This is a genomic window from Clostridiales bacterium FE2011 (genome assembly GCA_017569305.1).
GTDB lineage: Bacteria > Bacillota > Clostridia > Christensenellales > Aristaeellaceae > Aristaeella.
Genome location: CP069418.1, coordinates 2,777,263 through 2,801,733, shown reverse-complemented (window position 1 = coordinate 2,801,733; position 24,471 = coordinate 2,777,263). Strand labels below are relative to the sequence as shown.

25 protein-coding genes are annotated in these 24,471 nt (G+C 54.2%); 5 read left to right on the top strand and 20 right to left on the bottom strand.

What is annotated here, in order from left to right:
- Positions 1 to 168: 168 nt before the first annotated feature.
- A complete protein-coding gene (locus JRC49_12725) occupies positions 169 to 1,032 on the bottom strand; it encodes a DegV family protein (GenBank protein ID QTE70648.1) in 864 nt (287 codons plus the stop codon).
- A gap of 535 nt (positions 1,033 to 1,567) precedes the next feature.
- Here JRC49_12725 and JRC49_12720 point away from each other — a divergent pair.
- The 3 genes from JRC49_12720 (at position 1,568) to JRC49_12710 (ending at position 3,927) form a co-directional block, all read left to right on the top strand.
- Positions 1,568 to 2,872 carry a phenylacetate--CoA ligase gene (locus JRC49_12720; protein QTE70647.1) on the top strand — a complete coding sequence of 435 codons (1,305 nt, stop codon included), beginning with the start codon at positions 1,568 to 1,570 and terminating at the stop codon, positions 2,870 to 2,872.
- Positions 2,873 to 3,071: 199 nt separating this feature from the next.
- Positions 3,072 to 3,497, top strand: a complete 426-nt coding sequence (locus tag JRC49_12715) for an ACT domain-containing protein (GenBank protein QTE70646.1) — start codon at positions 3,072 to 3,074, stop codon at positions 3,495 to 3,497.
- Between the two features lie 202 nt (positions 3,498 to 3,699).
- Entirely contained in the window at positions 3,700 to 3,927 is a 228-nt protein-coding gene (locus JRC49_12710; protein ID QTE70645.1) for a hypothetical protein, read from the top strand.
- A 218-nt stretch (positions 3,928 to 4,145) separates the two neighbouring features.
- On the opposite strand, the gene gdhA is transcribed toward JRC49_12710, so the two are convergent.
- From gdhA to JRC49_12670, 8 genes are all read right to left on the bottom strand, one after another.
- Positions 4,146 to 5,480: an NADP-specific glutamate dehydrogenase gene (gene gdhA / locus JRC49_12705; protein ID QTE70644.1), complete on the bottom strand. Its 1,335-nt coding sequence runs from the start codon at positions 5,478 to 5,480 to the stop codon at positions 4,146 to 4,148.
- A 165-nt stretch (positions 5,481 to 5,645) separates the two neighbouring features.
- Complete coding sequence (locus JRC49_12700; protein ID QTE70643.1) at positions 5,646 to 7,343, bottom strand: CotH kinase family protein; 1,698 nt, start codon at positions 7,341 to 7,343, stop codon at positions 5,646 to 5,648.
- A 75-nt stretch (positions 7,344 to 7,418) separates the two neighbouring features.
- The gene (locus tag JRC49_12695) at positions 7,419 to 8,156 is read right to left on the bottom strand and encodes an amino acid ABC transporter ATP-binding protein (protein QTE72878.1); all 738 of its coding nucleotides are present in this window, start codon (positions 8,154 to 8,156) and stop codon (positions 7,419 to 7,421) included.
- Complete coding sequence (locus JRC49_12690) at positions 8,156 to 8,830, bottom strand: amino acid ABC transporter permease (protein QTE70642.1); 675 nt, start codon at positions 8,828 to 8,830, stop codon at positions 8,156 to 8,158. The genes JRC49_12695 and JRC49_12690 overlap by 1 nt, the downstream gene beginning before the upstream one ends.
- Positions 8,831 to 8,856: 26 nt before the next feature.
- On the bottom strand, positions 8,857 to 9,633 hold the full coding sequence (locus JRC49_12685; protein QTE70641.1) for a transporter substrate-binding domain-containing protein: 777 nt from the start codon (positions 9,631 to 9,633) through the stop codon (positions 8,857 to 8,859).
- Positions 9,634 to 9,650: 17 nt separating this feature from the next.
- The gene (locus tag JRC49_12680) at positions 9,651 to 10,112 is read right to left on the bottom strand and encodes a winged helix-turn-helix transcriptional regulator (GenBank protein ID QTE70640.1); all 462 of its coding nucleotides are present in this window, start codon (positions 10,110 to 10,112) and stop codon (positions 9,651 to 9,653) included.
- A gap of 14 nt (positions 10,113 to 10,126) precedes the next feature.
- Positions 10,127 to 10,441, bottom strand: coding sequence for a thioredoxin (gene trxA / locus JRC49_12675; protein ID QTE70639.1), 315 nt, complete (start codon positions 10,439 to 10,441; stop codon positions 10,127 to 10,129).
- 13 nt (positions 10,442 to 10,454) lie between these two features.
- A complete protein-coding gene (locus JRC49_12670) occupies positions 10,455 to 11,348 on the bottom strand; it encodes an NAD(P)/FAD-dependent oxidoreductase (GenBank protein QTE70638.1) in 894 nt (297 codons plus the stop codon).
- A 126-nt stretch (positions 11,349 to 11,474) separates the two neighbouring features.
- Here JRC49_12670 and JRC49_12665 point away from each other — a divergent pair, with 126 nt between their 5' ends.
- Complete coding sequence (locus JRC49_12665) at positions 11,475 to 12,116, top strand: HAD family hydrolase (GenBank protein ID QTE70637.1); 642 nt, start codon at positions 11,475 to 11,477, stop codon at positions 12,114 to 12,116.
- A 286-nt stretch (positions 12,117 to 12,402) separates the two neighbouring features.
- On the opposite strand, the gene JRC49_12660 is transcribed toward JRC49_12665, so the two are convergent.
- The 11 genes from JRC49_12660 to JRC49_12610 all read right to left on the bottom strand — a co-directional run bounded on the left by JRC49_12660 (position 12,403) and on the right by JRC49_12610 (position 23,426).
- Positions 12,403 to 13,347 (bottom strand): DUF4037 domain-containing protein, encoded by a 945-nt coding sequence (locus JRC49_12660; protein QTE70636.1) that lies wholly within the window; start codon positions 13,345 to 13,347, stop codon positions 12,403 to 12,405.
- A complete protein-coding gene (locus tag JRC49_12655) occupies positions 13,334 to 14,158 on the bottom strand; it encodes a tetratricopeptide repeat protein (protein ID QTE70635.1) in 825 nt (274 codons plus the stop codon). The genes JRC49_12660 and JRC49_12655 overlap by 14 nt, the downstream gene beginning before the upstream one ends.
- Before the next feature lie 76 nt (positions 14,159 to 14,234).
- Positions 14,235 to 14,690 (bottom strand): low molecular weight phosphotyrosine protein phosphatase, encoded by a 456-nt coding sequence (locus JRC49_12650; GenBank protein ID QTE70634.1) that lies wholly within the window; start codon positions 14,688 to 14,690, stop codon positions 14,235 to 14,237.
- Positions 14,691 to 14,741: 51 nt separating this feature from the next.
- Positions 14,742 to 15,971 (bottom strand): aminopeptidase P N-terminal domain-containing protein, encoded by a 1,230-nt coding sequence (locus JRC49_12645; GenBank protein QTE70633.1) that lies wholly within the window; start codon positions 15,969 to 15,971, stop codon positions 14,742 to 14,744.
- Between the two features lie 121 nt (positions 15,972 to 16,092).
- On the bottom strand, positions 16,093 to 16,956 hold the full coding sequence (locus JRC49_12640; GenBank protein QTE70632.1) for a YdcF family protein: 864 nt from the start codon (positions 16,954 to 16,956) through the stop codon (positions 16,093 to 16,095).
- A 434-nt stretch (positions 16,957 to 17,390) separates the two neighbouring features.
- Complete coding sequence (locus tag JRC49_12635) at positions 17,391 to 18,176, bottom strand: inositol monophosphatase (GenBank protein QTE70631.1); 786 nt, start codon at positions 18,174 to 18,176, stop codon at positions 17,391 to 17,393.
- Between the two features lie 175 nt (positions 18,177 to 18,351).
- Positions 18,352 to 19,563, bottom strand: a complete 1,212-nt coding sequence (locus JRC49_12630) for an FMN-binding protein (protein ID QTE70630.1) — start codon at positions 19,561 to 19,563, stop codon at positions 18,352 to 18,354.
- Between the two features lie 48 nt (positions 19,564 to 19,611).
- Complete coding sequence (locus tag JRC49_12625; protein ID QTE70629.1) at positions 19,612 to 20,379, bottom strand: SGNH/GDSL hydrolase family protein; 768 nt, start codon at positions 20,377 to 20,379, stop codon at positions 19,612 to 19,614.
- Between the two features lie 18 nt (positions 20,380 to 20,397).
- Positions 20,398 to 20,799, bottom strand: a complete 402-nt coding sequence (locus JRC49_12620) for a prolyl oligopeptidase family serine peptidase (protein QTE70628.1) — start codon at positions 20,797 to 20,799, stop codon at positions 20,398 to 20,400.
- Positions 20,800 to 21,174 (bottom strand): alpha/beta hydrolase fold domain-containing protein, encoded by a 375-nt coding sequence (locus JRC49_12615; GenBank protein QTE70627.1) that lies wholly within the window; start codon positions 21,172 to 21,174, stop codon positions 20,800 to 20,802.
- A 215-nt stretch (positions 21,175 to 21,389) separates the two neighbouring features.
- Positions 21,390 to 23,426: an FAD-binding protein gene (locus tag JRC49_12610; protein QTE70626.1), complete on the bottom strand. Its 2,037-nt coding sequence runs from the start codon at positions 23,424 to 23,426 to the stop codon at positions 21,390 to 21,392.
- Positions 23,427 to 23,573: 147 nt separating this feature from the next.
- On the opposite strand from JRC49_12610, the gene JRC49_12605 reads away from it, so the two are divergent.
- Positions 23,574 to 24,452, top strand: a complete 879-nt coding sequence (locus JRC49_12605) for a LysR family transcriptional regulator (GenBank protein ID QTE70625.1) — start codon at positions 23,574 to 23,576, stop codon at positions 24,450 to 24,452.
- Positions 24,453 to 24,471 lie beyond the last annotated feature (19 nt).

The window sequence follows — 24,471 nt, the reverse complement described above, 5'->3', positions numbered from 1 at the left end:
TTATTGAGCAGTTGTCCAAATCTTGATTTGGGTAACAACTGCCATGTTACAGCCGTCCATTTCTGCAAGCCATAAGCGCCGCAGGAATGGAATACGGCGATCACAAAGTCTTAAGTTTTCAGTATTCATTAAAACAACCTTCGGAATAATTCCGAAGGTTGTTTGTTATTATCGTTCGCTTCCCATAAAGAACAGTGCCAGGGTTCCGGGACCGGCGTGGGCGCCGATTACAGAACCAATGCTGGTAATCAGCGTCACATCCATGCCGCATTCGTTCTTAATGATATCCTTCAGCATCTCTGCGTCTTCCAGGCAGTCAGCATTGGAAATGAAGATCGGGGAATCCGGCCGGATCGTCTGGCCCAGTTTCTCTGCCAGCGTCTTGATGGACTTTTTCCGTCCGTGCACCTGGGTCATCTTGATCAGGTGGCCTTCATTGTCCACATGCAGCACCGGCTTCACATTCAGTGCCGTACCCAGCAGAGCTGTGGCTGCGCTGACCCGTCCGCCGCGCTTCAGGTATACCAGGTCTTCCACCGTAAACCAGTGGCACACATGGGGAATCTCCTTCCGGAGCGCTTCCGCGTTTTCTTCCAGCGTCATACCTGCGTCCCGGTTCTTCACGGCCAGATACACAAACAGGCCTTCGCCGGCGGAAGCGGACAGAGAATCGATCGCTTCGATTTTCCTGTCAGGATACTTTTTTGCCAGTCTTTCTGCAACCTTCTTGGCATTGTCAGGGGTCACGCTCAGTCCGCCGGACAACCCCAGGTACAGGATATCCTGACCAGCTTCAAGGATCTCAGTGAACGCGTTTTCAAACGCATCTTCATTGACGCAGGAGGTCTTGGCAACCCGTCCCGCGCGCATGGACTTGTAGAACTCGCCGATCGGTTCGTCGTGATCTTTCTGTTCCACGTTTGTATCTGTAAACAGGAACGCCAGCGGAAGCATCTTTACATTCCATTCCGCCAGTTTGTCCGGATGAATATCACAAGCGGAATCTGTAAACAATACATAATTCTCAGCCATTTTTTTCCTCCTGCTATACACTGCCGGCCGGTAGGCCGGCGACAGTGAGAATATATCATTCGTGCCATTTTATGTCAACCAACCCATTGTAAAAACATCAACAATACAAAAGAGCCTGTTGACAACCTTCCCCTTCCGGGCATATAGTCATTGCAACGGTAATGAGATCCGTTTTTCAGAAAGGAGATTTCAGCAATGAAATCATTCGCAGCTATCTTCTTCTTTACCAAGTCAGCGATGGATTAATCAGACGCACAGAGCGCTTTGAATCCACCGCCTTTTGAGATGAAAAAAGGCGGTGGTTTTTTTCTGGAAACTATCTGGCTTTCTTGATAGTTCCGCTCCATCGGTTGAGGATGCGTCTAAATCTCCGATTTGCGTAACGCTTCCCATGCTACAGCCGTCCATTACTGCAAGCCGAAGGCGCCGCAGAAATGGGTAACGGCGATCACAGACCGATACCCATCGCTGACTAATACCTTAAGGCTTAATGCGCTCTACACAGTTTTGCAACATCACAAAGGAGTGAACGCTTATGAAGAGATATTACCAGCCGGAAATTGAAACGGCACCCAGAGAGAAAATCCTGGAAATCCAGAATGAGAAACTTGTCAAACAAATCCACCATGTCTGGGATAATGTTCCATATTACCGTCATCTGATGGAGGAAAAGGGCCTCACACCGGATGACATCAAAACCGTGGACGACATCAAAAAGCTCCCCTTCCTCAGCAAGGCGGACCTGCGGGACACATATCCCTATGGACTGCTGGGCACTGATCTGAAGGACTGTGTCCGCATCCATTCCACCTCCGGTACTACCGGCAAGCGTGTTGTCGCCTTCTACACCCAGCACGATATCGACCTGTGGGAAGACTGCTGTGCCCGGGCGATCGTCGCTGCCGGCGGCACAGAAGAAGACGTGGTACAGGTTTGCTACGGCTACGGCCTCTTCACCGGCGGTTCCGGCCTGCATGGCGGTTCCCATAAGGTAGGCTGCCTGACCCTGCCCATGTCTTCCGGTAACACAGAGCGCCAGATCCAGTTCATGATGGACCTGGAATCCACCATCATCTGCTGCACGCCTTCCTACGCCGCCTACATCGGCGAATCCCTGAAAGAGCAGGGATTCAAGCCTGAAGATAACAAGCTCAAAGCCGGCATCTTCGGTGCGGAGCCCTGGACTGAAGAGATGCGCCATGAAATCGAAAAGAGCCTGGGTATCAAAGCCTACGATATCTACGGTCTCACTGAAACCAGCGGCCCCGGGGTGGCTTTCGAGTGTGAAGAGCAGAAGGGCATGCACATCAATGAAGACCACTTCTACGCTGAAATCATCGATCCCGATACAGGCGAAGTCCTGCCGGAAGGTTCTGTCGGTGAGCTGGTCTTCACCGCGCTGGATAAGGAAGCCTTCCCGCTGCTCCGCTACCGTACCCGTGACCTTTGTGTGCTGAACCGTACGCCCTGCTCCTGCGGCCGTACCCATGTCCGCATGGCCAAGCCCATGGGCCGCAGTGACGATATGCTGATCATCCGCGGCGTCAACGTCTTCCCGAGCCAGATCGAAACCGTCCTACTCAACGAAGGCTATACGCCCAACTATCAGATCGTCCTCGACCGTGAACGGAACACTGATACCTTCGATGTCTATGTTGAAGTCAGTCCGGACCAGTTCTCCGACCTGATGGGCCAGATCCAGAAGATGGAGAAGGGGCTTGAGTCCGCCATGCGCACAATGCTTGGTATCGGACCCAAGATCCACCTGGTTGCCCCCAAGACCATTACCCGCAGCGAAGGTAAAGCCGTCCGCGTCATCGACAAACGCAAACTCCACTGATATAATAAGATATAGCCACATAAACCAATGCTATATTTCTCATTCATCATTCCCAAATGTCATCCTGAGCGAAGCCGTAGGCGGAGTCGAAGAATCTCCTCCCGCGGACACGTTCCTTCAACCTCTTTCTTTTCACTCAGGAATGGGACCATATAATAATTCTGAATTATGAATTATGAATTCTGAATTGGAGGTAATTATGGCTATTACGCAATTATCCGTCTTTCTGATGAACCAGCCCGGCGCTCTGATCGAAGCCATCCAGGCCCTTTCCGATGCGGGCATCAATATCCGTGCCATGAGCATTGCAGAAGCCAATGACTTCGGCATTCTCCGCATCATTGTTTCCGATACCGACACCGCCTGCAAGGTGCTGGGCGACAAGTACCTCTTCTCCAAAACAGAAGTGGTGGCCGCCCTGATGAATGACCGCAGCGGCGCCCTCTATCCCATCCTTACCGCTCTGAATGAGGCGAACATCAATATTGAATATATGTACGCCTTCACCGGTTCTGGTCCTGAAGAAGCCTATGTGGTAATCCGGGTCAATGATGTAAAAACTGCGGAAGAACTGCTGAATGCCAACGGCATCCGCACCCTCTCCGATGAAAACCTGGAAATCTGAAAACCCGGTTTCAAACTTTACAGTTTTTGCACTATTTCGCCCATACAAACTCCCAATTCATGGGAATTTGCCTCTTTTGGTTTTCTTTTGCCACTTGCCGTCCATTGTAGCTGAATTCCTTATGTGATATAGTATCTTTTGGCGGAAGGATCCGCGAAACACATTTTCAGTATCAGGCGCACAGCGCGAAAGGAAGAGGCATATGAAGAAGGTTATCTGCAAGATCGAGTACGATACCGACGCTTCCGAACTGATCCAGAAGAAAGTTTTCGGCGTATTCGGCGATCCCAAGGGCTATGAAGAGTCCCTGTACAAGACCCAGGGCGGCAAGTTCTTCCTGTATGGTTACGGCGGAACTGAGTCCCCCTATCCGGAAGAGACCATCAAGCGTCTCGCCGCTGACAAGGTTAAGGCCTGGCAGAATAGTTAAGTGAAAAGCAGCCGCCCTTCGGGGCGGCTCTTTTACACTTAACTATTAACTCTCAACTCATCACTTGCCTGCCTTCGGCAGGCTTTTTCAATTCAAAAGAACAGCTTCCGCTCCGGAAGCTGTTCTCTCCACCATTTTTAAGTCTTAAATTTTCATTTTTCAGTATTCATTACATAAAAAAGAATGGTGCTTTATGCACCATTCTTTTTTTGTATTAATTAGACAATTCCCTGAGCGTTCATCGCGTCGACAACCTTTTCGAAACCGGCGATGTTCGCGCCGACCACGTAGTTGCCTTCGAAGCCGTACTTCTTGGCAGCATTGTCGATGTTGTGGAAGATGTTCGCCATGATGCCCTGCAGCTTCTGGTCAACTTCTTCGAAGGACCAGCTCAGGCGCTCGCTGTTCTGGGACATTTCCAGAGCGGAGGTGGCCACGCCGCCGGCGTTGGCAGCCTTGCCGGGCAGGAAGACCACGCCGTTTGCCTGCAGGTAATCGGTCGCTTCCTGGGTGGTGGGCATGTTCGCGCCTTCAGCAACAACCTTCACGCCGTTGGCAACCAGGGCCTTGGCATCATCCAGATTCAGTTCGTTCTGGGTCGCGCAGGGCAGAGCAATGTCAGCCTTCACGGACCAGACGCCGCGGCCTTCATGATACTCGGCGTTGGGACGATAGTTCTTGTACTCGCTCAGGCGGGCACGCTTGACTTCCTTGATCTCCTTCAGGGCAGCCAGGTCGATACCTTCGGCATCGTACACCCAGCCGGTGGAGTCAGAGCAGGTCACGGGCTTGCCGCCCAGCTGATAAGCCTTTTCGATGGCGTAGGTCGCCACGTTGCCGGCACCGGACACGATCACGGTCTTGCCCTGCAGGCTGTCACCCTTGCTCTTCAGCATTTCCTGGGTGATGTACAGCAGGCCGTAGCCGGTCGCTTCTTTCCGGGCCAGGGAGCCGCCGTAGCTCAGTCCCTTACCGGTCAGCACACCTTCGTATACGCCGCGGATCCGCTTGTACTGTCCAAACATATAACCGATTTCACGGGCACCGGTTCCGATATCACCGGCGGGTACGTCAGTGTCAGCACCGATGTACTTGCACAGTTCGGTCATGAAGCTCTGGCAGAAAGCCATCACTTCGCGATCGCTCTTACCCTTGGGGTCAAAGTCGCTGCCGCCCTTGCCGCCGCCGATGGGCAGGCCGGTCAGGGAATTCTTGAAAATCTGTTCGAAGCCCAGGAATTTGATGATGCCCAGGTTTACGGACGGATGCAGACGAATGCCTCCCTTGTAGGGTCCGATGGCGCTGCTGTACTGCACACGGTAGCCGGTGTTCACCTGAACCTGTCCCTTGTCATCCACCCACGGCACGCGGAACTTCAGCTGCCGTTCCGGGTTGACCAGACGCTCCAGCAGGGCGTCCTTGCGGAACTTTTCTTCATTGGCATCCACCACGGGGCGCAGGGAGTTCAGCACTTCCTTGGCAGCCTGATGGAATTCGGGCTCGTTAGGATTTTCCCGGACAACGCGTTCAATGACCTCATCAACGTAAGACATGTGAATCGAAACCTCCTTTGGTTTTGCTTATGTTCTGATAGAACAAAGCGCCTTTAACACACACTGTTAAAGACGCCCTTGCCTTTACGGGAGAAAGTGTATGCCTGCCCGGCGCCTTTGTCAATGCGCCGGAAGGCCGTTTTCCGTATTAATCCTGTTTTTTTGTCATTCAGCCTTTTCCGCTGAAGGCATGTACTCCGCATCCATCCAGGCCGTGCGTTCAGCAATCCACTTCTTCAGGTAGGCCACCGCTCTCTCAAAGCTCTCCCCGGACCCGGGGCCTGTCGCGTCCCGGCTGACGCTCCACCTGGTATAGTTCATCTTCACTGAAGCGTCGATCCGCTCCGCGTACTCATCCAGGGAACGGATTCCTCCTGCCGTTTCTGCCTCATTCTCGCCCAGCAGCACCGCAGCCGCGGAGCGGAAGGTCTTCTCCCAGATCTCCCCGACCTTCTGCCTGAAAGCTTCATGGTTGTACAGCAGCCAGTACAGATTGCCGTTTCTCCTGTATGCCGTCAGGTACTTTCCTGTCGGATGGTATCCCCTGTCGTTCATATTGCCGAAGCACAGGTCATAGTCCCAGGAAGGCCCCGCGTAAATCAGCGGATCATTCAGGTCCGAATCCTTGTACAGGAACTGGCTTCCGCCGATAAAGTCGTAGTTCTTGGTCCATTCCTCAATCAGGAACCGCTGGGCAAAAGAGGTCATATCCAGATATTCCTCATAGGACCTGCCTGTTTCGGGTTCAATCCCGTCCTTTGCCAGGAGTGCCTTATGCATTTCTGTAATCCGCGCAAACAGGTATTCCGCCTGCCCCCGGCTGGGATAAGTCGGCTCCTTGATCCGGATGCTCAGCTCTTCCTTTGTCCGGAACCCTGCCAGCACGTAGTCCTTCATCCTGGCCTTTTTTTCGATGGTCAGGATGTATCCGCCGGTAATATCCTCCGGATCCTTTACGTCCGGATAACTCCGGATCAGCGAATACGCGGATGACTTTTCCGTGATGATTGGCCCGGCGTTGAACGGTTCGCTGTTAACCTTTTCCGTCGCTTTTTCCAGGTTGGCAATGTCAATCCTGTCCCCGCCGATCTGGATCTTTTCCGTGATCAGATAAAGCCCCTGGTAGTTTCCGTTGATCCACACGTCTGCCTGGACGCAGTCCACAGCATTCTTCAGGCCGATTTCCCGGCTCATATCCAGCACAATCTGGTTCCTCAGCAGGCTGACGTCCACCCAGTTGGCAAGCAGCACCCAGGTTTTCCCTTTTCCCATACCGCTGAGGGATACCTTTTCACCCAGTTTGATCTGATACGGCTTCTTGTTGTAACGGAATGAGTTGTTTCCCCGGCCCTTCAGCTGTTCCAGCGTACCATCATAGGTGACCGTTCCATCTGCCTCTATATAGGCGGCATGACCTTCTGTGATCACGTTTTCCTTGCTGTTGTTAACTTTTTTGAGTTTTTCTCCGTCAACCCGAAGCAGCAGCGCGGGAATATCCGATCCCTGCATGATGGTCAGCATGCCGCGGTTTTCACCGCCGCCGTCCAGCACCTGGATCTTCTGTCCGTTCAGCCCGGACAGGTCGCTTTCCTGCCCTGCCGGCACCTCTGTTCGATCGTCACCCAGCAGGATGGTTTCCGAGCCTTCCAGTTCCAGCGATATCTTTGTCAGGTCCCAGCATCCCGGCAGGAAAAGCGTCATCTCTCCCCGCTTCCACCGGGCCGTCACCTTTTCACCGCTCACAGACGGACAGCTCGCTGTCAGCGTTCTTTCCCGCACAGCAAAAGCGGTTCCGGTAAAGAGCAGCAGAAACAGGATCCCCGTCGCGGCGATCCTGACAATCTTTCCGATGGTATTCTCCATACCTTCATTCCTTCCTGCTGCTTCCTGCCTGGACATTATATCATTATTCATCCTTCACTAAAAGAAAATACAGAATCATAGATTCTGTATTTTCCTTATAAACTCTTTCACCCGTTCTTCCTCCGGGTTTTCAAAGAATTGTTTTGACGGAGCGGTTTCCACAACCTTCCCGCCTTCCATAAACATGACCTTGTTGGACACATTCCGGGCGAAATCCATTTCGTGGGTGACCACCAGCATCGTCATCCCGTCCTCCGCCAGTTTCCGCATCACAGCCAACACCTCGCCGATCAGTTCAGGATCCAGCGCGCTGGTCGGCTCATCAAAGTAGATGATTTCGGGATTCGTCGCCATTGCACGGGCAATCGCCACCCGCTGCTGCTGTCCGCCGGAAAGCTGGTTGGGATAATTCTGCAGTTTATCCGCCATGCCCACCTTTTCCAGCATTTCCAGGGCAACAGCCTCTGCTTTCTTCTTATCCATTCCCATTCCGGAGGTCAGGCCCAGCGTCACATTCTGCAGCACCGTCTTATTCAGGAACAGATTGTAATTCTGGAAAACAAAGGCCGTTTTCCTTCTCAGCCGGGCTATATCCCTTTTTCCCGTGCTGTGCAGGTCAAACTTTTCCCCGTCAAACGTCATGCTCCCGCTGTCCGCGGTTTCCAGATAATTCAGGCAGCGCAGGAAAGTAGTCTTTCCTGAGCCGCTGGGGCCGAGAATGGCCACCACGTCGCCTTTCTCCACGTCCAGGCTGATACCGTCAAGTACCGTCAGTCCGCCGAAGCTTTTCTTCACATCTCTGATTTCCAGCATCATGCGCGGACACCTCCATAGCTGCCGAGCTTTTTCTCTCCACGGTGCTGCAGCCAGGTCAGGATCGTGCAGAAGATCAGGTAAATCAACGCTGCTTCAATGTAAAGCGCCAGCGGCTCATAAACCCGCCCGTTAATCACCTGTGCCTGACGGAAAAGTTCCATGACCGTGATCGTCGCTGCCATGGATGTTTCCTTCAGCATGGCAATCATAGAGTTGGACAAAGCCGGGAAGGCGGTCCGCATTGCCTGGGGCAGCACCACATGCCACATAATCTTCGGCCAGCTCATTCCCACGCAGTAGCCGGCTTCCAGCTGGCCTGCGCTCACGCTTTCCAGGGTCCCGCGGATCGTTTCAGCCATGTATGCGGCTTCATTCAGTCCCAGGACAATAACCGCCGACGGGAACGCGTCCAGCACAATACCGATCTTGGGCAGTCCGTAGAAAACAATATAAAGCTGCACCAGCAGCGGTGTGCCGCGGGTAATCCAGATGTAAAACCGGCAGAGCTGGCGGATTCCCTTCACCCTGGCATACTGAATCAGGGCCACGCCCAGCGCCACTGTCAGTGCAAGTGCAAAAGACAGGATGGTCAGCGGAATGGTCACCTTGATTCCGTATTCCAGCATTTTCGGAAAGGAATCCGTCAGAATGCCCCAAAGTCTTTCAGTCATTGATTATCACCTGTATCGGCGTATGATTATTCTTCCTTTGTCAGGTCCCGGCCGAAATACTTGTTGCTCAGTTCCGCCAGCTTTCCGTTCTGCCGTGCCTCTTCCAGGATCCGGTTGATCTCCTCCATCAGGGTTTCGGTCCGTTCGCCCTTCTGCATGGGGATCGCCACCGGTTCACCGGCAACGCTCAGCACAACCTTGATCTGTGCTTCCGGATGTTCCGCCAGATAGGCATCCACGGAATCCTTCGCGTTCAGCGTAGCTTCCACGCGGCCCTGCTGCAGCATTTCCATGGTTTCACCCAGGGTGTCCACATAGACCACCTCGGCACCGGCTGCTTCAGAACGCATGGCATAAGTGGAGTTCGGGGAATTTGCAGTCTTCTTTCCTTTCAGATCGTCCAGGGATTTGATATCCTCATTGTCCGCCCTGACTACCAGCACCATTTCTGTATAAACGTAAGGGGTACTGAAGTTATAGCTTTCCGCCCGTTTTTCCGTATAACCCACACCGTTGCAGGCAATGTCAAAGCGTCCGGAATCCACACCGGCCAGAATGCCGTCCCATGCGGTTTCCTTGTAATCCGGGGTTACACCCAGGCCTTCGGCAATCAGGGCGCCGACTTCCACGTCAAAGCCGGTCAGTGCGCCGCTTTCATCGTGGTAGGTCCAGGGTTGCCAGGCACCTTCCATGGCAATCGTCAGGGTTCCCCTTGCCTGGATTTCCTCCAGGGCAGTTTCCGCCATCGCAGCGGAAGCAGTCAGCATGAGCAGTGCCATCAGTACTGCAGCCAGCTTCTTCATTTTCGTTTTCTCCTTCATTATTCTTCTATATTGTCCAGCAGCTTATGCAGCAACCGGTACAGTTCGAATGTCTCTTCCTGTGGAAGAGTGATGCATCCTCCGATTTTTGCAGGAATGTCCTTCACCTGTTCCTGCAGTGCCCAGCCCTTTTCGGTCAATTCCACATACACGCAGCGTTCATCCACCTTGCAGCGACACCGGGTCAGCAGACCGCTCTCTTCCATCTTCTTGAGCATCGGGGTCATCGTACCGCAGTCCAGATACAGGCGGCTGCACAGTTCCCCGACTTTCTCCTTGCCGGTTTCCCACAGTGCCAGCATCACGATGTACTGTGTATAAGTCAGACCCAGCGGTTTAAGCAGCGGGCCGTAAGCGTTGGTCACCTTCCGGGCACAGGCATACAGCGGAAAACAGAGCTGGCTGTCCAGCCTCAGCTGGGGATATTCATCCCCTGGCTGCTTCCTGTTCTGATCGCTCATGGCTGTTTCCTCCATCAAAGATTACCGTCGATCCACGCAGTCAGCTGCGGTTCCGGACGGAAGCCGATGCTCTGGTCAACAAACTCTCCGTTCTTCAGCAGCACGAGGCAGGGTACGGAATTCACCTGGTACTGCATCGCAAGCATCGGACTTTCATCCACGTCCACGCTGTAGAAACTGACCTTGTCGGCATACTTTTCGGAAATGTCTTCCAGTACCGGTGCCAGCATCCGGCAGGGTCCGCACCAGGTTGCGTTGAAATCCACCACAGCCACGGGTGCCTTCATCGCTTCGTTCTGGAACTCTTCAGTATTAACCTTCTTAACCATTGTTTTATCCTCCTTATTCTTTTGCTTTCTTATCGATATAGGCTGCCGCGCTGATGGCGGCAACATTTCCTTCACCCGCCGCCTTCACATACTGGTAAGGCGTTCCGGTCAGGTCTCCGCAGGCAAACAGTCCCGGGAGATTGGTTTCCATCCGCCGGTTTACCTTCACATGCGCTCCGTCTGTTTCCAGTCCGGGCACCAGCTGTGACGGCGCCACTGCCTCCCGCAGCACGAACACCCCGTCGGCGGCGTATTCCCCTTCACTGGTCTTTATCGCCAGGCCTGTCTCCTGTTTCAGGATCTCCTCCGGTGTTTCCCGGATGACCTCCACGCTTTCCGGGAGATTCGTCTCATCCTTGTACATCGGGAAATACGTCACCTTGCTGCATACACCAGCCAGGAAAACAGCTTCCGCTTCTTCCCGGGGACTGTAGCCAATCACGATTGCGGTTCGTCCGCGGTACAGCGGTGCATCGCAGGTAGCACAGTAGCTCACACCCCGACCCAGGTATTGTTCTTCTCCCGGCAGGGTCTTCGCCATCACTACCCCTGTGGCAAGGATCACCGTTCTGGCCTCCAGCATTTCCTCTCCGGCCTGCAGGGCGAAGTAATCACCCATGGCATAAACGGCGCCGATCCTCTGCTCTGTCACAGGGATTTCCATCTGCTCCAGCTGGCTGCGGAAGGCGGCTGCCAGATCCTCTCCTTTTATAAAGGGCAGGCCCGGATAATTCCGGATTTCGTGAGCCTTGGCTACCTTTTCGCTCATCTGCCGGCTGCCCAGCAGCAGAATGCTTTTATTCCGGTTTTTCGCCGTCAGCGCTGCCGAAACCCCTGCGGGCCCGGTACCGATAATGGCGATGTCATAGCGTTCCACGGCGTCCCCTCCTTGAAATCCTTTTTGCATTTATATTTTATCAAATATATTCATCTTGTCAATACATTTGATAAAATATTTATTCAGCAGATAATTATGAATTATGAATTGTGAATTTGTGCTATAATGTCTCCATCCTTTTAAGGAGGAAACATTATGAAGGATACCCTGCTGCTGTTTGATCTCGATGGAACTCTCTGGGATTCTGCCGCGCCTGTTGCCGAAGCCTGGAACGAAGTCTTCCAGCGGGAATGCCCCGGACTGCCCCTGCTTACAAATGACGATATTCACAGCGTCATGGGCATGACCATGAAGGAAATCGGCCAGACGCTTTATGCCGACCGGGAAATTCCCCGCCGGGATGAAATCTTTGATATCTGCTGCGTTTATGAGGTGGAGTATCTCCATTCCCATTGCGGCACCCTCTATCCGGATTTCCGTGCCACCATGGAAGGCCTGAAAGCTGAAGGCTATCAGCTGGCCGTGGTCAGTAACTGCCAGCGGGGTTATATCGATGCTTTCCTCGCTTCTTCCGGTGCCGGCGATCTCTTCCTCGATTATGAGGAATGGGAACGCACCGGCCTCACCAAGGGCGAGAACATCCGTCTCGTCATGGAGCGCAACGGATACAAAAAAGGCATCTATATCGGGGACACCAAAAAAGACCAGGAAGCTTCCATCCAGGCCGGCATCCCCTTCATCCACGCCGCATACGGCTTCGGTAAATCCGAAAACCCCGACGGCATCATCAATGCCTTAACCGAACTCCCCGCTGCTCTCAAAAAACTGCTTAAGTAAACCTTTTTTAGCATTCCTTTAACTGACCATCGTTGTCATTTCGAGCAACGCCGCAGGCGGCGTCGAGAAATCCCTTTCTATGCCCGAAGGGCACATATTATCAAGAAAACTCCTGCGATGTCGCAGGAGTTTTTTCCACCATTGTTCATTCTTCAGTTATTGAGGCGTCATCCGTGCTTCAGCATGGCTAATGACTCCCATGCTACAGCTGTCAAAGGTCTGGAGCGTTTGCGAACAGGGTTTTGGCAGCAGCGATCGCAAAGTCTTAAGTATTCATTATAATTCATTACTCTACGCAGTATAGTATATGCAAGTTCCTGACTTCCCCGTCCTTGATTCCGTCATTGACAGAATACGCATGCTTTTCCAGGTCTCCGCAGGTTGCCTCCGTCAGGCCCTGTTCCTGCAGCAGTTCGATCACCTGGGAGGCGATTCCCTCCATACAGAAATACTTATCCTCCGCAAGGCCTTCCCCGTTATCCGTGGTCAGCAGCCACTCCAGGCTTCTGCCCAGGTCCTCGCCTCCCGGCAGCGCCTTCAGTGCCCGGAAGCTCCATTTGTAATACGGCATATACGCCCTGTTCAGCAGGAATACTGCGGACAGGGTATTTTTCACAAACTCGCCGACTGCCAGCTGTGCCGCTCCGGTTTCCCCGTGCTTCAGGCACCGCTGATAATTATACTGCCCGCTCTGGGCCATCAGCAGCAGCCGTCCGGCCAGCCGCTTCCGGCGAGTATCCTCCGGCATATTCTTCAGGATGTTCCGGCAGTCCGTCAGCAGTCCTGCCTGATCCCGGAACACCTCGCCGTTTACCGCCTCCGCCAGTGCGTATTCCGGCAGCCGGAGCCACTGTTCCGTTGTCAGCTGCTCTGCCGGACATCCGATTTTTTCCGTAAAATATTCATCAATCCGGAATACCCCGTGCCGCTGTCCGCCCACCGGCTGCAGCTTCTGCCGCCGGTATCCTTCGAATTCCGCCGGCAGCTTTGCGTACGCGCGCTCCAACAGGAACGCTGTCCGCCGGTCCACGATCTCCTCTCCGGGAATAAACAGGCAGAAGCCCGGTTCATAATCATGATCCTGGGAAATCTCGTCATCAAACCCGTAACACTCCGAACCGCTTCCGGTCAGTGCCGCGGCAGCGATTTCCTCATATTCCGGAAACTGTTCCCGGATCATCGGCACCCCGTACGTCTCCCAGTAGGCTCGTGAAAGCTCAAGACCTGTCATTGATCTCTTCCGCTCTCCTTCTCAGTTCCGCTTCCGTTGCGAACCAGCCGTAGTGCCCGAATACCGGCGCACATTTCTCACACACAAAGGCATAGTATCCGTTCTGCGGCAGGCTTCGGGTGTTCAGCAGTTCCTCCGCCTTGTCCAGGTATTCCTCCACAGTTGCCTCCGCGTTTTCCGCCCCCAGCTTTGCTTCCGCCGCATCTGCCATGTTCAGCCAGGTAATTGCCTGTTCCAGTTCGCCGTGCTCCTGGGTTTTCATCACGCTGATGGCCTTGCGGAACATCTCCATGGCTTCGTCATACTGTCCGCAGACTGCCAGGGACAGCGCCATGTTGTTGTACAGGCCGCCCAGCCTTCCGTCGTTTGCCGGCAGGTTCTTTTCATAGTTGACCCTGGCCCGTTCAAAGTACGCCAGTCCGCCGGCGGGATCCCCAAAGGCCTCCCGCACTGTGCCCGCGTTCACCCAGGTTGTCCCGGCTGTCACCGTGTCCTGCATGCCCAGCTTTTCCACCAGGGCCGTCGCCTGCTCCGCGTTCCGGAATGCCGGTTCCTGTTTCCCCTGCTTCCGGTAATAGCCCATCAGTTCGTTATGCAGCATCAGCTGGCCCCGTTCGTCCCGGTTTGCCTCCGCTTCCGCCAGCCAGTATTTCAGATGGCGTTCCACGGCAGGCCAGTCATTCCGGTCTTCGTATTCCCGGAGCTTATCCATGATCCTTCCCACAGGCACCGGCTGCACACTTTCCTCTTCGCCCGGTTTTCCGCACAGCACGCATCTCGGATCCACATAATCTTCCCTATTCAGATTCATCCCGATCCACAACCTCCTCTCCTGTATCATCCCGTATGTAAAGAAGTATTAATTCTTAATTCTGAATTCTTAATTCTTAATTTGATCTGATGCTCCGCATCATTCCGGCCACTCCTTCTTCAATCTGCTTCAGCACGCCGCTAAAGTCCCGTGTGTACCAGGGATCGTCAATCTCCTGTCCGGGCTCTCCCGCCCAGTCCAGCAGCATGGACAGCTTTCCTTCCGGGTCTCCGCCGTAGATATGCCGCATATCCCACATGTTCTCATCGTCCATTCCGACGATATAGTCCCACTGTGAATATTCTGCCCGTGTGGTCTGCCTGGCCGCATGCCGTTCACACTGGTATCCGGCCGCAGCCAGGGCTTTTTTCATCGGCGGATAGATGTCGTTTCCAATCTCTTCCCGCGTTGCCGCCGCGGAAGCAATCTGCAGGTCTTTCCTCCCCTGCTCCCGCGCCATTTGCTTCATCACCATCTCCGCCGCGGCGCTTCGACAAATGTTGCCATGGCAGATAAAAAGCACTTTGATCATTCTTTCGAAAAACCTTTCATCACTTGCCGGTGTTTGATATTATGCACCGTTTTATGCCATAAATGCTTCGATCTCATCAGGATCTTTAATGATATCCTTCGAAAGGGCTTCGCACCCGTCCTCAGTAATCAGGAGATCATCCTCGATTCGGATACCGATCGCTTCTTCATCGATGTACAGCCCCGGCTCATTGCTGATCACCCAGCCAGGCGCAAGCACATCTCCGGCCAGGGAGATGTCGTGCACATCGATCCCGATGGGGTGGCTCACGCTGTGCATGTAGTATTTATTCACCTCAGAGACATCCTGGATCATCCCCAGGGCAATCAGACCTTCCCCGAGGGTCCGACTTGCGACATCGTTCAGGTCTTTTATGGTCATACCAGGCTTCGCGGCCGCAGCAACCGCCTCATTCGCTTTAAGGACCAGCTCATAGATCTCGCGCTGTCTCGGGCTGAACTTTCCGTTAGCCGGATAGGTCCTCGTAATATCGCTGCAGTAGTTTTCGTATTTTACGCCCAGGTCTAGCAGGACCAGTGAGCCATCCTTCACTTCACAGTGGTTTGTCTCGTAGTGCATCATGCATCCGTTAATGCCCGAACCGGCGATCGTGGGAAATGCCTGGCGCTTTGCGCCCAGCCGCCTGCATGTATACTCAAAGTCCGCCTGTACCTGATATTCCATCATACCCGGTTTCAGGTTTTTCATCACATATTCCAATCCCTGGCGGGTAATGTCCACCGCTTTGCGGATGCTTTCCACCTCCTGCGCATCCTTCTGTTCCCTGAGCGGCACGCAAGCCGTATGCAGATCCTTCAGGATTACATGTGGATAGGCCTGCCTGAATCGTTCCGCCATTACCAGGTTGTAATCCGGCAGATCGTTCATCTGGCAGCGGTACAGGTCGAAGTACGCCTGTTCCACACGGAACCGCCCCATAAAGCTGCTGATCGCGCCTTCCAGGCTGTCCGTATAGCGTACGTCCTCGATTCCGGAGATTGTCCAGGCTTCCTCCACAGTGGGCATCTTTCCGGTCCACCGTTCAGAAAGCGGATCCGGTTCCTCAATGAACAGGAACTCCCGTGTCTTTTCCGCCGTCTTATAGGCCAGGAACGCTGTGTTCTCCCGCTCCAGCCCTGTCAGGTAGAAGTACTGGCTGTTGACCACGAAATCATGATATTCATCCTCGTTGGTATGGATGGGAACGCCGGCATAGGCAATCACCAGGGTGTTTTCCGGGAGAGACTGATACAGTCTTTCCCTGTGTTCTGCAAATGACATGATGTTTTTATCCTTTCTTTGATTCCGCAAAACTTCACGAGATAATAGTTTGTTATTGCCTGCGAGCATGTCCCGTTATCCCTTCAGTCAGTGCTGACGTGGCGGACAAACAGGATTTTGATCATATGTAAATCATCGCCAGCAGTAAGGCCAAACAGCAGAGCCATCCCAGGACAAACAGGATCAGATGCTTCTTTTCGGCGTGGATCGCAATGTATTCCCGGATCATGGCGTTCGGCCAGTAATAGAAAGTCACATGACTGCCGATGCCGGTACACTTCAGGCAGATCTCACGGCAGTACCGGAGAGCCCTGTACACATGGTAATTGCTGGAGACGAGTGCCGTATACTTTCTTCCGGGAAAACTGTTGATGATTTCCTGGGAATAGCGCAGGTTTTCAAGAGTTGTTGTGGACCGCTCTTCCGGTAGAATGTCCTCCTCCGGGATGCCCTTCGAAAGCAGATACCGTTTCATTGCTTCCGCTTCCGGAATGCTTTCATCAGAGCCCTGTCCGCCGGAAGGAATCAGTTTGGGCGGTGTCGGATCCTGCCTGTATACCTCAATCGCCTTATCCAGGCGATCCTGCAGCAGTTTCGGAACCCTGTCCCCTTCCAGCAGGCCTGAACCGTGGATAATCACATAATCGAAGTCTTTTTTCCGGGGGATGATCTGAAGGAACAGCGTATAAATCATGAAAATCAGGAAAGATACTGATCCGTAAATGACGGTCATGCAGAAAACAGCACCCAGCACCGGCCATATAGTGCGTTGAATCAGAAAAGGCGTTTTGTTTCCGACGTAGGCATAGTATAGTACACCTGCCGCCAGGATGGCTTCACCCGCCAGGATAGCAATTCCGAGGCCCAGGGAAAGCAGCTGGGAAAGATGCCTGCCTTCTTTCCGCATCATCACAAATCCGTTATAAATCAGGAAAAAAGGAACAATCAGAATACTCAGCAGGAAAGCCATTATGATCACAATCATAGGCTCCTGCCAGTTGTTCCCCGAGATACATATAATCAAAGGGAACAAAGAAAGGATAGCAAACGTCAGGACATAACAGTTCCGGTATCTGCTCCGGTCTTTATGGAACAGGTAGAGAAATACTCCCCAGCATACAAGAGAAAACCCGAGTGTTGCAGCTACATTCACGCAAATAACCTTCTTCTCTGAAAGGAATCCTGATCAGCCATATCTGACAAATCCTTCCCGGATCTTTTGTCTTTTCGTAAAGAACAGTTATTCTTTTTCGATAGAGTATGGCATCAATTTCCCGATCATTTTATAGGATATCATATTGAACTCCTCACGGGCAACAAAAAGCCGGCTGAATCATCAGCCGATTTTTTATGGTATATCCTTTTTCCTGTTCCTTTTCAAAAACCAATACTGGATTTCACCGAACCGTTTCCGGAAATTTACTTCTGTCCCAGGTGCGGTACGGTTTTGCGGAATACTTCCAAAGCCATCGGCATGCACAGGGGATTGGCTGAAAGGATAGACGTGGAAAGGTCGTAATCCATTTCTCCGCCTGCCAGCGGCATCTGTACCAGTCCGCCCGCTTCCTGTACGATCAGGCTGCCCGCGGCATAATCCCAGGGTTTCAGCCGCAGTTCAAAGAATATATCATGCCGTCCGCAGGCCAGGTATGCCAGGTCCAGCGCGGCTGAGCCGCTCCTGCGGATATCCGCGCATTGATGGAGATATTCACTTGCCAGCTTCATGCCGATATCTTCCAGTTCCTCATAATAAGGCGCCGTTCCGAAAGCAACCAACGCATTCCGGAAAGGCGTATCAGACACATGGATCGGGCGGTCATTGAGGAATACCCCCGCTCCTTCTTCAGCATAGAACAGTTCCTGCGTAAAGGGCTGCCAGATCACGCCGATCACTGGCTTTTTGTTCCGGCACAACGCAATGGATACTGCTGACATGCGGTAATCATGGATCATATTGGTCGTGCCGTCCAGCGGATCCACAATCCATGTCGGCACGTCCGTCAGGGCCTGGTTTTCTTTCTCCTCCCCGATAAACTCAGAACCGGGCAGCAGCTGCAGAAGCTCTTTCTCCAGAAACTCCTGAACCTTGCAGTCGATGTTTGTCACATAATTTGCGTGGCCTTCCTTGCTGACCACGTCTGTCAGCGCATCCCGCCGGAAAAAGGCACCCGCTTCCTGTGCGATCTGTATCAGCCTGTTCTTCACAATTTCTCCTCCGGTCTTTCCTGATTCTTCCTTATTACCTGCTTGATCAGCATATCACAGATAGGTATCTCGAACAACAATCATTCGACCCGGACGCTTTCCGGTCGGTATAAAAATCGGGGTTCCGCCGAAGCGGAACCCCTTAACCCTGGTTATGAAGAAGATCCTGTCAAAATCACTTTACGGCCTTGGACAGGGCGTCGTTGACAGCTTCCTTGTAGCCGTTCATGGAAACGGTCACGCCGGAAACCACGTCGATGTCCAGGCTCTGCTTTTCAACAGTCTGGGCAGCATACTGCGGGAGCGCAACACCGCCGAGGCCTTCGGTCTCAGCATGCTCAAGGATTTCAACATTGTCGATCTTGCCGTCCTTGATGATGACCTTAACCTTGATCTTGCCGTTGATGCCGTTGCCTTCGCCTTCGTATTCGCCGTCAGCGAAAGTACCGGTAACGTCGGCGGACGCCGCAGCGATAGCACTGGCGGGTCTGGTAGTGCCGGGCGCGTAGATCTCACCAACGAAGGTGGTCACAGGGGTTTCTTCGCTCTTGAATTCGCCCTTGGCGCGCTTGGCGGCGTTGGTACCGGAAATGCGGCCGAAGACCATGGTCTCGCCCAGGTTGCCGGAGCCGTTGTACATGTCGCAGAAGATAGAGCCCATTTCACCGGCTTCGAACAGACCTTCGATCGGCAGTCCGTCAGTGTTGATGACCTGGCCGAACTTGTTCTTGCGGGGACCGCCCTGGGTGTTGAAGTAGGTCGGGCCGATCTTGGTGGCGTAGAAGGGGCCCTTCTTGACGGGCACCATGGTGCTGAAGGGACGGCCGTAGTCGGCGTCCTCACCGGCATCATAACGCTTGTTGTAGGCGTTGACCGCAGCCACGAAACGCTCGGTGCTGAAGTCGGGGGCATCCTTGCCGCCTTCGGACTGCCGGATCGCTTCGGCCAGGTCTTCCAGCGTTTCGCCCATCAGGACTTCACCGGTGGCCAGCTCGTCAACATATCCGTCAGAGAAAGCGCTTACCAGCTTATTGCCGGCTGCCAGCTGGTCAGAATCCTGTACCAGGTAGGCGGGCAGGGGCATGGGAGTGGAGATCCAGCGGCCGCCGATGTAGATACGGCCGTGACGGGTTGCTCCAGATTCATTCATGAAACGGTCGCCGCCCAGGCCGACGTAGATACCGCTGCCGGCGTTGGGGCCGCTGAACAGGCTCCGGTCCTTCGGCAGGGTGCCGCGTTCCGCCTGTTCCAGCAGATCCGGAATATGCTTTGCGCCGGGAATCGTTCCGTAGGACATGGAGATTTCATCCCGGGTATCAATCAGGAGGCGCGTGCCTTCCGGCAGATCTGCCAGCTCCTCCAGGGTAATTTCTGTTCTTTCGGTCATTTCTGGCTGCTGTTATAGTTCTTTTCGGTCCATGGCTTCTTCGGCTTTTCAAAGCACAAGCTCGCCGGCAGCCTCACGGATCCGTTCCGCAAACAGGTCCGCCAGGATTTCGCAGCCTTCATCGGTCGGATGCAGTCCATCGTATGTCATCCACGCTGCTTCCGGCGGATAGGGATATGGATCCTCTCCTGGGGCAAACGGGATCCCGGTATAGTCGGGATAAGGCAGATCCTCCACCCGTTCTCCGCGCCTGACGCGTTTGAACCGTACCGCGTTTTCCGGGGTAAAGCCGGAAAGGTCATGGCAGTTGACCGTTGCAATTCCCTCCAGCCCGCAGCATTTCAGAATGGCTGCCGAAATGCAGGACAGTGTCTGTCCCTGCTCCGGTGCGTAGCTTCCCTGCGCGTTATTTTCCGGATCCCACAGATATACAAAATCCGTGCGTTCCACCGGATTGCCCACAACAATACAGGCTTCCGGCGTCGCTTTCCGGATATGATCCAGCAGGATTCCAAGGTTCCCCAGGATCGTCCCGGCCGTTCTGCCGCTGAAGTCTGCTTCAGATCCCATAGGAATTCCCTGATGCCAGTCGTTGGTTCCCAACAGGACTGTATAGAGATCCGCTTCCGGAATCGGCTGGTCAATCCAGTCCCGGAATGTGGATCCGTTGATCCCGATATTGTTCAGCTTCAGTTCCGGAATCTTCTCCCCGATCCTGGAAAGATAGCCTTTAGTCACCCTGTATCCTGTTTCATCCAGGTGGTCATTCAGGTATGTGAAGGAGTCCCCGATGGCGCACCAGCGAATTTCGTTCATATCTTTCTCCGTCCGGTATCATATTTCCCGCAGCCAGCGGGCCGCCATTTCAATCCACTCCCGGCATTCAGGCCGGATGCTCTCCGCCCCTGCCGGATAAACCTGGTCGCTGGACAGGGATAAACCGTGTTCTCCGTGCTGCCAGATGTGCAGTTCAAAATCAACGCCCTTCCTGCAGATCGCTTCTGCCAGCAGAAGACTGTTCTCCACAGGAACACAGCCATCCTCCCGGGTATGCCACAGGAACACCGGCGGCGTATCCTCCCGCACAAACTTTTCCAGCGATACTTCCTCCTTCAGGTTCTCATACTGATCCCCCAGAAGGTTTTCGATGGATTCCCGGTGGGCATATTCCCCGGAGGTAATGACCGGATAGGAAAGAATCATAGCGTCCGGCCTGCAGTTTTTTCCCTGCGGCATCTAATGCCATTTCAGGCCGATATGCGCCGCGACGTGTCCGCCTGCGGAAAATCCCATCACCGCGATCCTGTGCGGATCACAGAGCCATTCCTCCGCATGGGCCCGGGCATAAGCCACAGCCTCTGCCGCTTCCTCCAGGGCTTTCCGATAACGCGCCGGCGCCACAGAATACCGGACTACCGCCGCCTGGATCCCCAGGGACAGCAGGCGCAGAGCCACCGGCTCCGCTTCCCGGTCGCTGCGCCAGGCATAGGCGCCGCCGGGAAAAATCAGCGCAATCGGCCTTCTTCTTTCCGGTTCCACCGCCCGGTTATCCGTCAGATAGATTTCAAGTTCCGCTCCCGTTCCGGGAAGGATAATAACCTCATGCCGCATATTGCTTCTCGCCTCCGCCTGAAAACTTTCATCTGTGTTTATTCCGTCCCGGCTCAGTGTCCGGGAGAGCTGTATAAAACTGTACAACCGGATTGTTTTATAGCATAGCACACAGCGCTGCCGCGGGCAATAAAAAGCCGGTCATAAAACAGTATGGGGTTCCGCGTCAGCGGAACCCCATACGCTTTGGTGGTTATGAAGAAGATCCTGTCAGATCATTTGACAGCCTTGGAAAGGGCGTCGTTGACAGCTTCCTTGTAGCCGTTCATGGAAACAGTCACACCGGAAACCACATCGATGTCCAGGCTCTGCTTTTCAACGGTCTGCGCCGCGTACTGAGGCAGTGCCACACCGCCGAGGCCTTCAGTTTCAGCATGCTCAAGGATCTCAACGTTGTCGATCTTGCCGTCCTTGATGATCACCTTGACCTTGATCTTGCCGTTGATGCCGTTGCCTTCGCCTTCGTATTCGCCGTCAGCGAAAGTACCGGTAACGTCGGCGGACGCCGCAGCGATAGCACTGGCGGGTCTGGTAGTGCCGGGCGCGTAGATCTCACCAACGAAGGTGGTCACAGGCGTTTCTTCGCTCTTGAATTCGCCCTTGGCGCGCTTGGCGGCGTTGGTACCGGAAATGCGGCCGAAGACCATGGTCTCGCCCAGGTTGCCGGAGCCGTTGTACATGTCGCAGAAGATTGAGCCCATTTCACCGGCTTCGAACAGACCTTCGATCGGCAGTCCGTCAGTGTTGATGACCTGGCCGAACTTGTTCTTGCGGGGACCGCCCTGGGTGTTGAAGTAGGTCGGGCCGATCTTGGTGGCGTAGAAGGGGCCCTTCTTGACGGGCACCATGGTGCTGAAGGGACGGCCGTAGTCGGCGTCCTCACCGGCATCATAACGCTTGTTGTAGGCGTTGACCGCAGCCACGAAACGCTCGGTGCTGAAGTCGGGGGCATCCTTGCCGCCTTCGGACTGCCGGATCGCTTCGGCCAGGTCTTCCAGCGTTTCGCCCATCAGGACTTCACCGGTGGCCAGCTCGTCAACATATCCGTCAGAGAAAGCGCTTACCAGCTTATTGCCGGCTGCCAGCTGGTCAGAATCCTGTACCAGGTAGGCGGGCAGGGGCATGGGAGTGGAGATCCAGCGGCCGCCGATGTAGATACGGCCGTGGCGGGTAGCACCGGATTCATCCATGAAGCGGTCGCCGCCCAGACCGACGTAGATACCGGTCTTGGCGTTGGGGCCGCTGAACAGGCTCACAGCGTCCAAGTGCGGGCGCTTGTGGGTCCAGGTGAAGCCGGCGGAGTTGGACATGTGCCACAGGTCGGCACCGGCGCCCAGCGCCATCTTGATGCCGTCGCCGTCGTTGTACAGACCGCCCTGCTGATGAACATAGGGCATCTGCAGATAGCTGGAAACCATTTCCTGGTTGTGTTCGAAACCGCCGCAGGCCAGAACCACGCCGCCGTTGACCTTGATCTTCATGTCGGTGCCGTCCTTGTTGATGATCACACCGATCACGGCGTCGTCAGCATCGGTAATCAGCTTCTTGCCGGGAGCAGAGAACCACACGTCGATCGGACGGGCTTTCACAGCTTCCTGGCACAGGTTGTAGTAGCCGCGGTCGAAGCGGGAACCGGTAGCGGTCAGGCACAGGCAGTGCTTGCTGGCAGGGATTTCCGGGAACTCTGCCCAGTTGTAGTACCAGTAGTCGGTCCGGCCCAGCTTGTAGGGGTCGGTCAGGTTGCCTTCGCTGCCGTCAGCGAATTTCCAGTCCTTATTGGTGGCTTCCATGCCGGCAGAGGGATGATCGGTAGGAGAAATAATCGCAGCGTCGCCGCCCATGGGGCCGGTCATCCAGGCATAGTTCTCAACGCAGCCTTCGCAGTAAGCGCGGACAGCGTCGGGATCCCAGTTCTGGAACTTGCCCATCAGGGTGGTCAGGTACTCATACAGTCCGTCAGCATCATCGGTAGCCATAACGAACTGACCGGAAACTGCGGTGTTTCCGCCTTCAGCGCCTTCGGGGGCTTTTTCAGCCAGCAGCACTTTCGCGCCCTGCTCAAAAGCAGCAACAGCAGCGTTGGCACCGGCTCCGCCGTAACCCAGCACAACTACGTCATACTCCGCGTCCCACGCGATTTCTTCATCAGCCTTTGCGTCACGCAGGTTCAGTCCGGCGCTGGCAACAGTCAGCCCTGCGGCACCAATGGCAGCGCCCTTCAGGAATGAACGGCGGGAAATGTTTTTTTCCATGGCAAAAGACTCCTTCCTTGTATAGCCACACATCTGGCTTTTATTTGTATCTAAATTATAGTATCTTTGCTCTTGCATTAGAAGAAGATTTCTTGTATAAAGGTGAAAAGGGAAACCTTTTTACTCAGCAAACACCCGAGGCGCATTATGAACACAAAGAACCTGGACACCTTTATTACCCTCACAAAGTACAACAGCATCAACGCAGCCGCAGACGCTTTATTTATTTCATCTCCGGCGCTGCAGCAGCAAATCAACCGTTTGGAATCAGAAATTGGTTTCAAACTTTTTGAAAGAGGAGCCGCCGGCATTCGCCTGACCCCGGCAGGGGAAACCTTTCTGGACGGCGTCATCAAGCTCCGGTCTGACACGGAATCCCTGCTTGCCCGCTGCCGGGAAACCGACTCCCTGAACAAGTCCCTGCGAGTGGGTGCCATTCTTGGCCTTCAGCCCGATCTGTTTCCCCGGGTCAGCGGACCCTTTTACCAGAAATATCCCCATATTGTCCAGAAACCAGTCATGGAGAGTGAAGAACAGCTTTTCAGTGACCTTGACCGAGGTGCACTGGACGTGATTGAATACTTTGACTGTCCCAGGGCCCATGCCGCCGGGCGCAATTTTGAACCGCTGTTCTGGGAAGGCCGCGACTGTATGATGTCCCCAAATCACCCCCTGGCCTCCCATGATATCCTGACCCTGGACGACCTGGCGGGACAGCATATCATTGTCTATCGGTTTGACCGGCTGCCCGGTCTTCGGGAGTATGTGGAAAAATCGTATCCGGACATCCGCATCAGCGAAGATCCCCGCGTGATGGATCTGTACACCGTTGTCCGCTCCTTTGAGGATGGGCATATCGGCCTGGTTCCTCCCCATGTGGGAAGCCAGTTCCATCCGCTCCGGATCATTCCGCTGAAAATGGATATGAGCTGGCCCATCGGGCTGGTTTACCGTGAGCCCCGCTCCGCCGTTGTCAGTCAGTTCATCGAAGTGGCCAAACAGGTTTTCAGCCAGTACACCAAATAAAACCAAACGACCGTCTGCA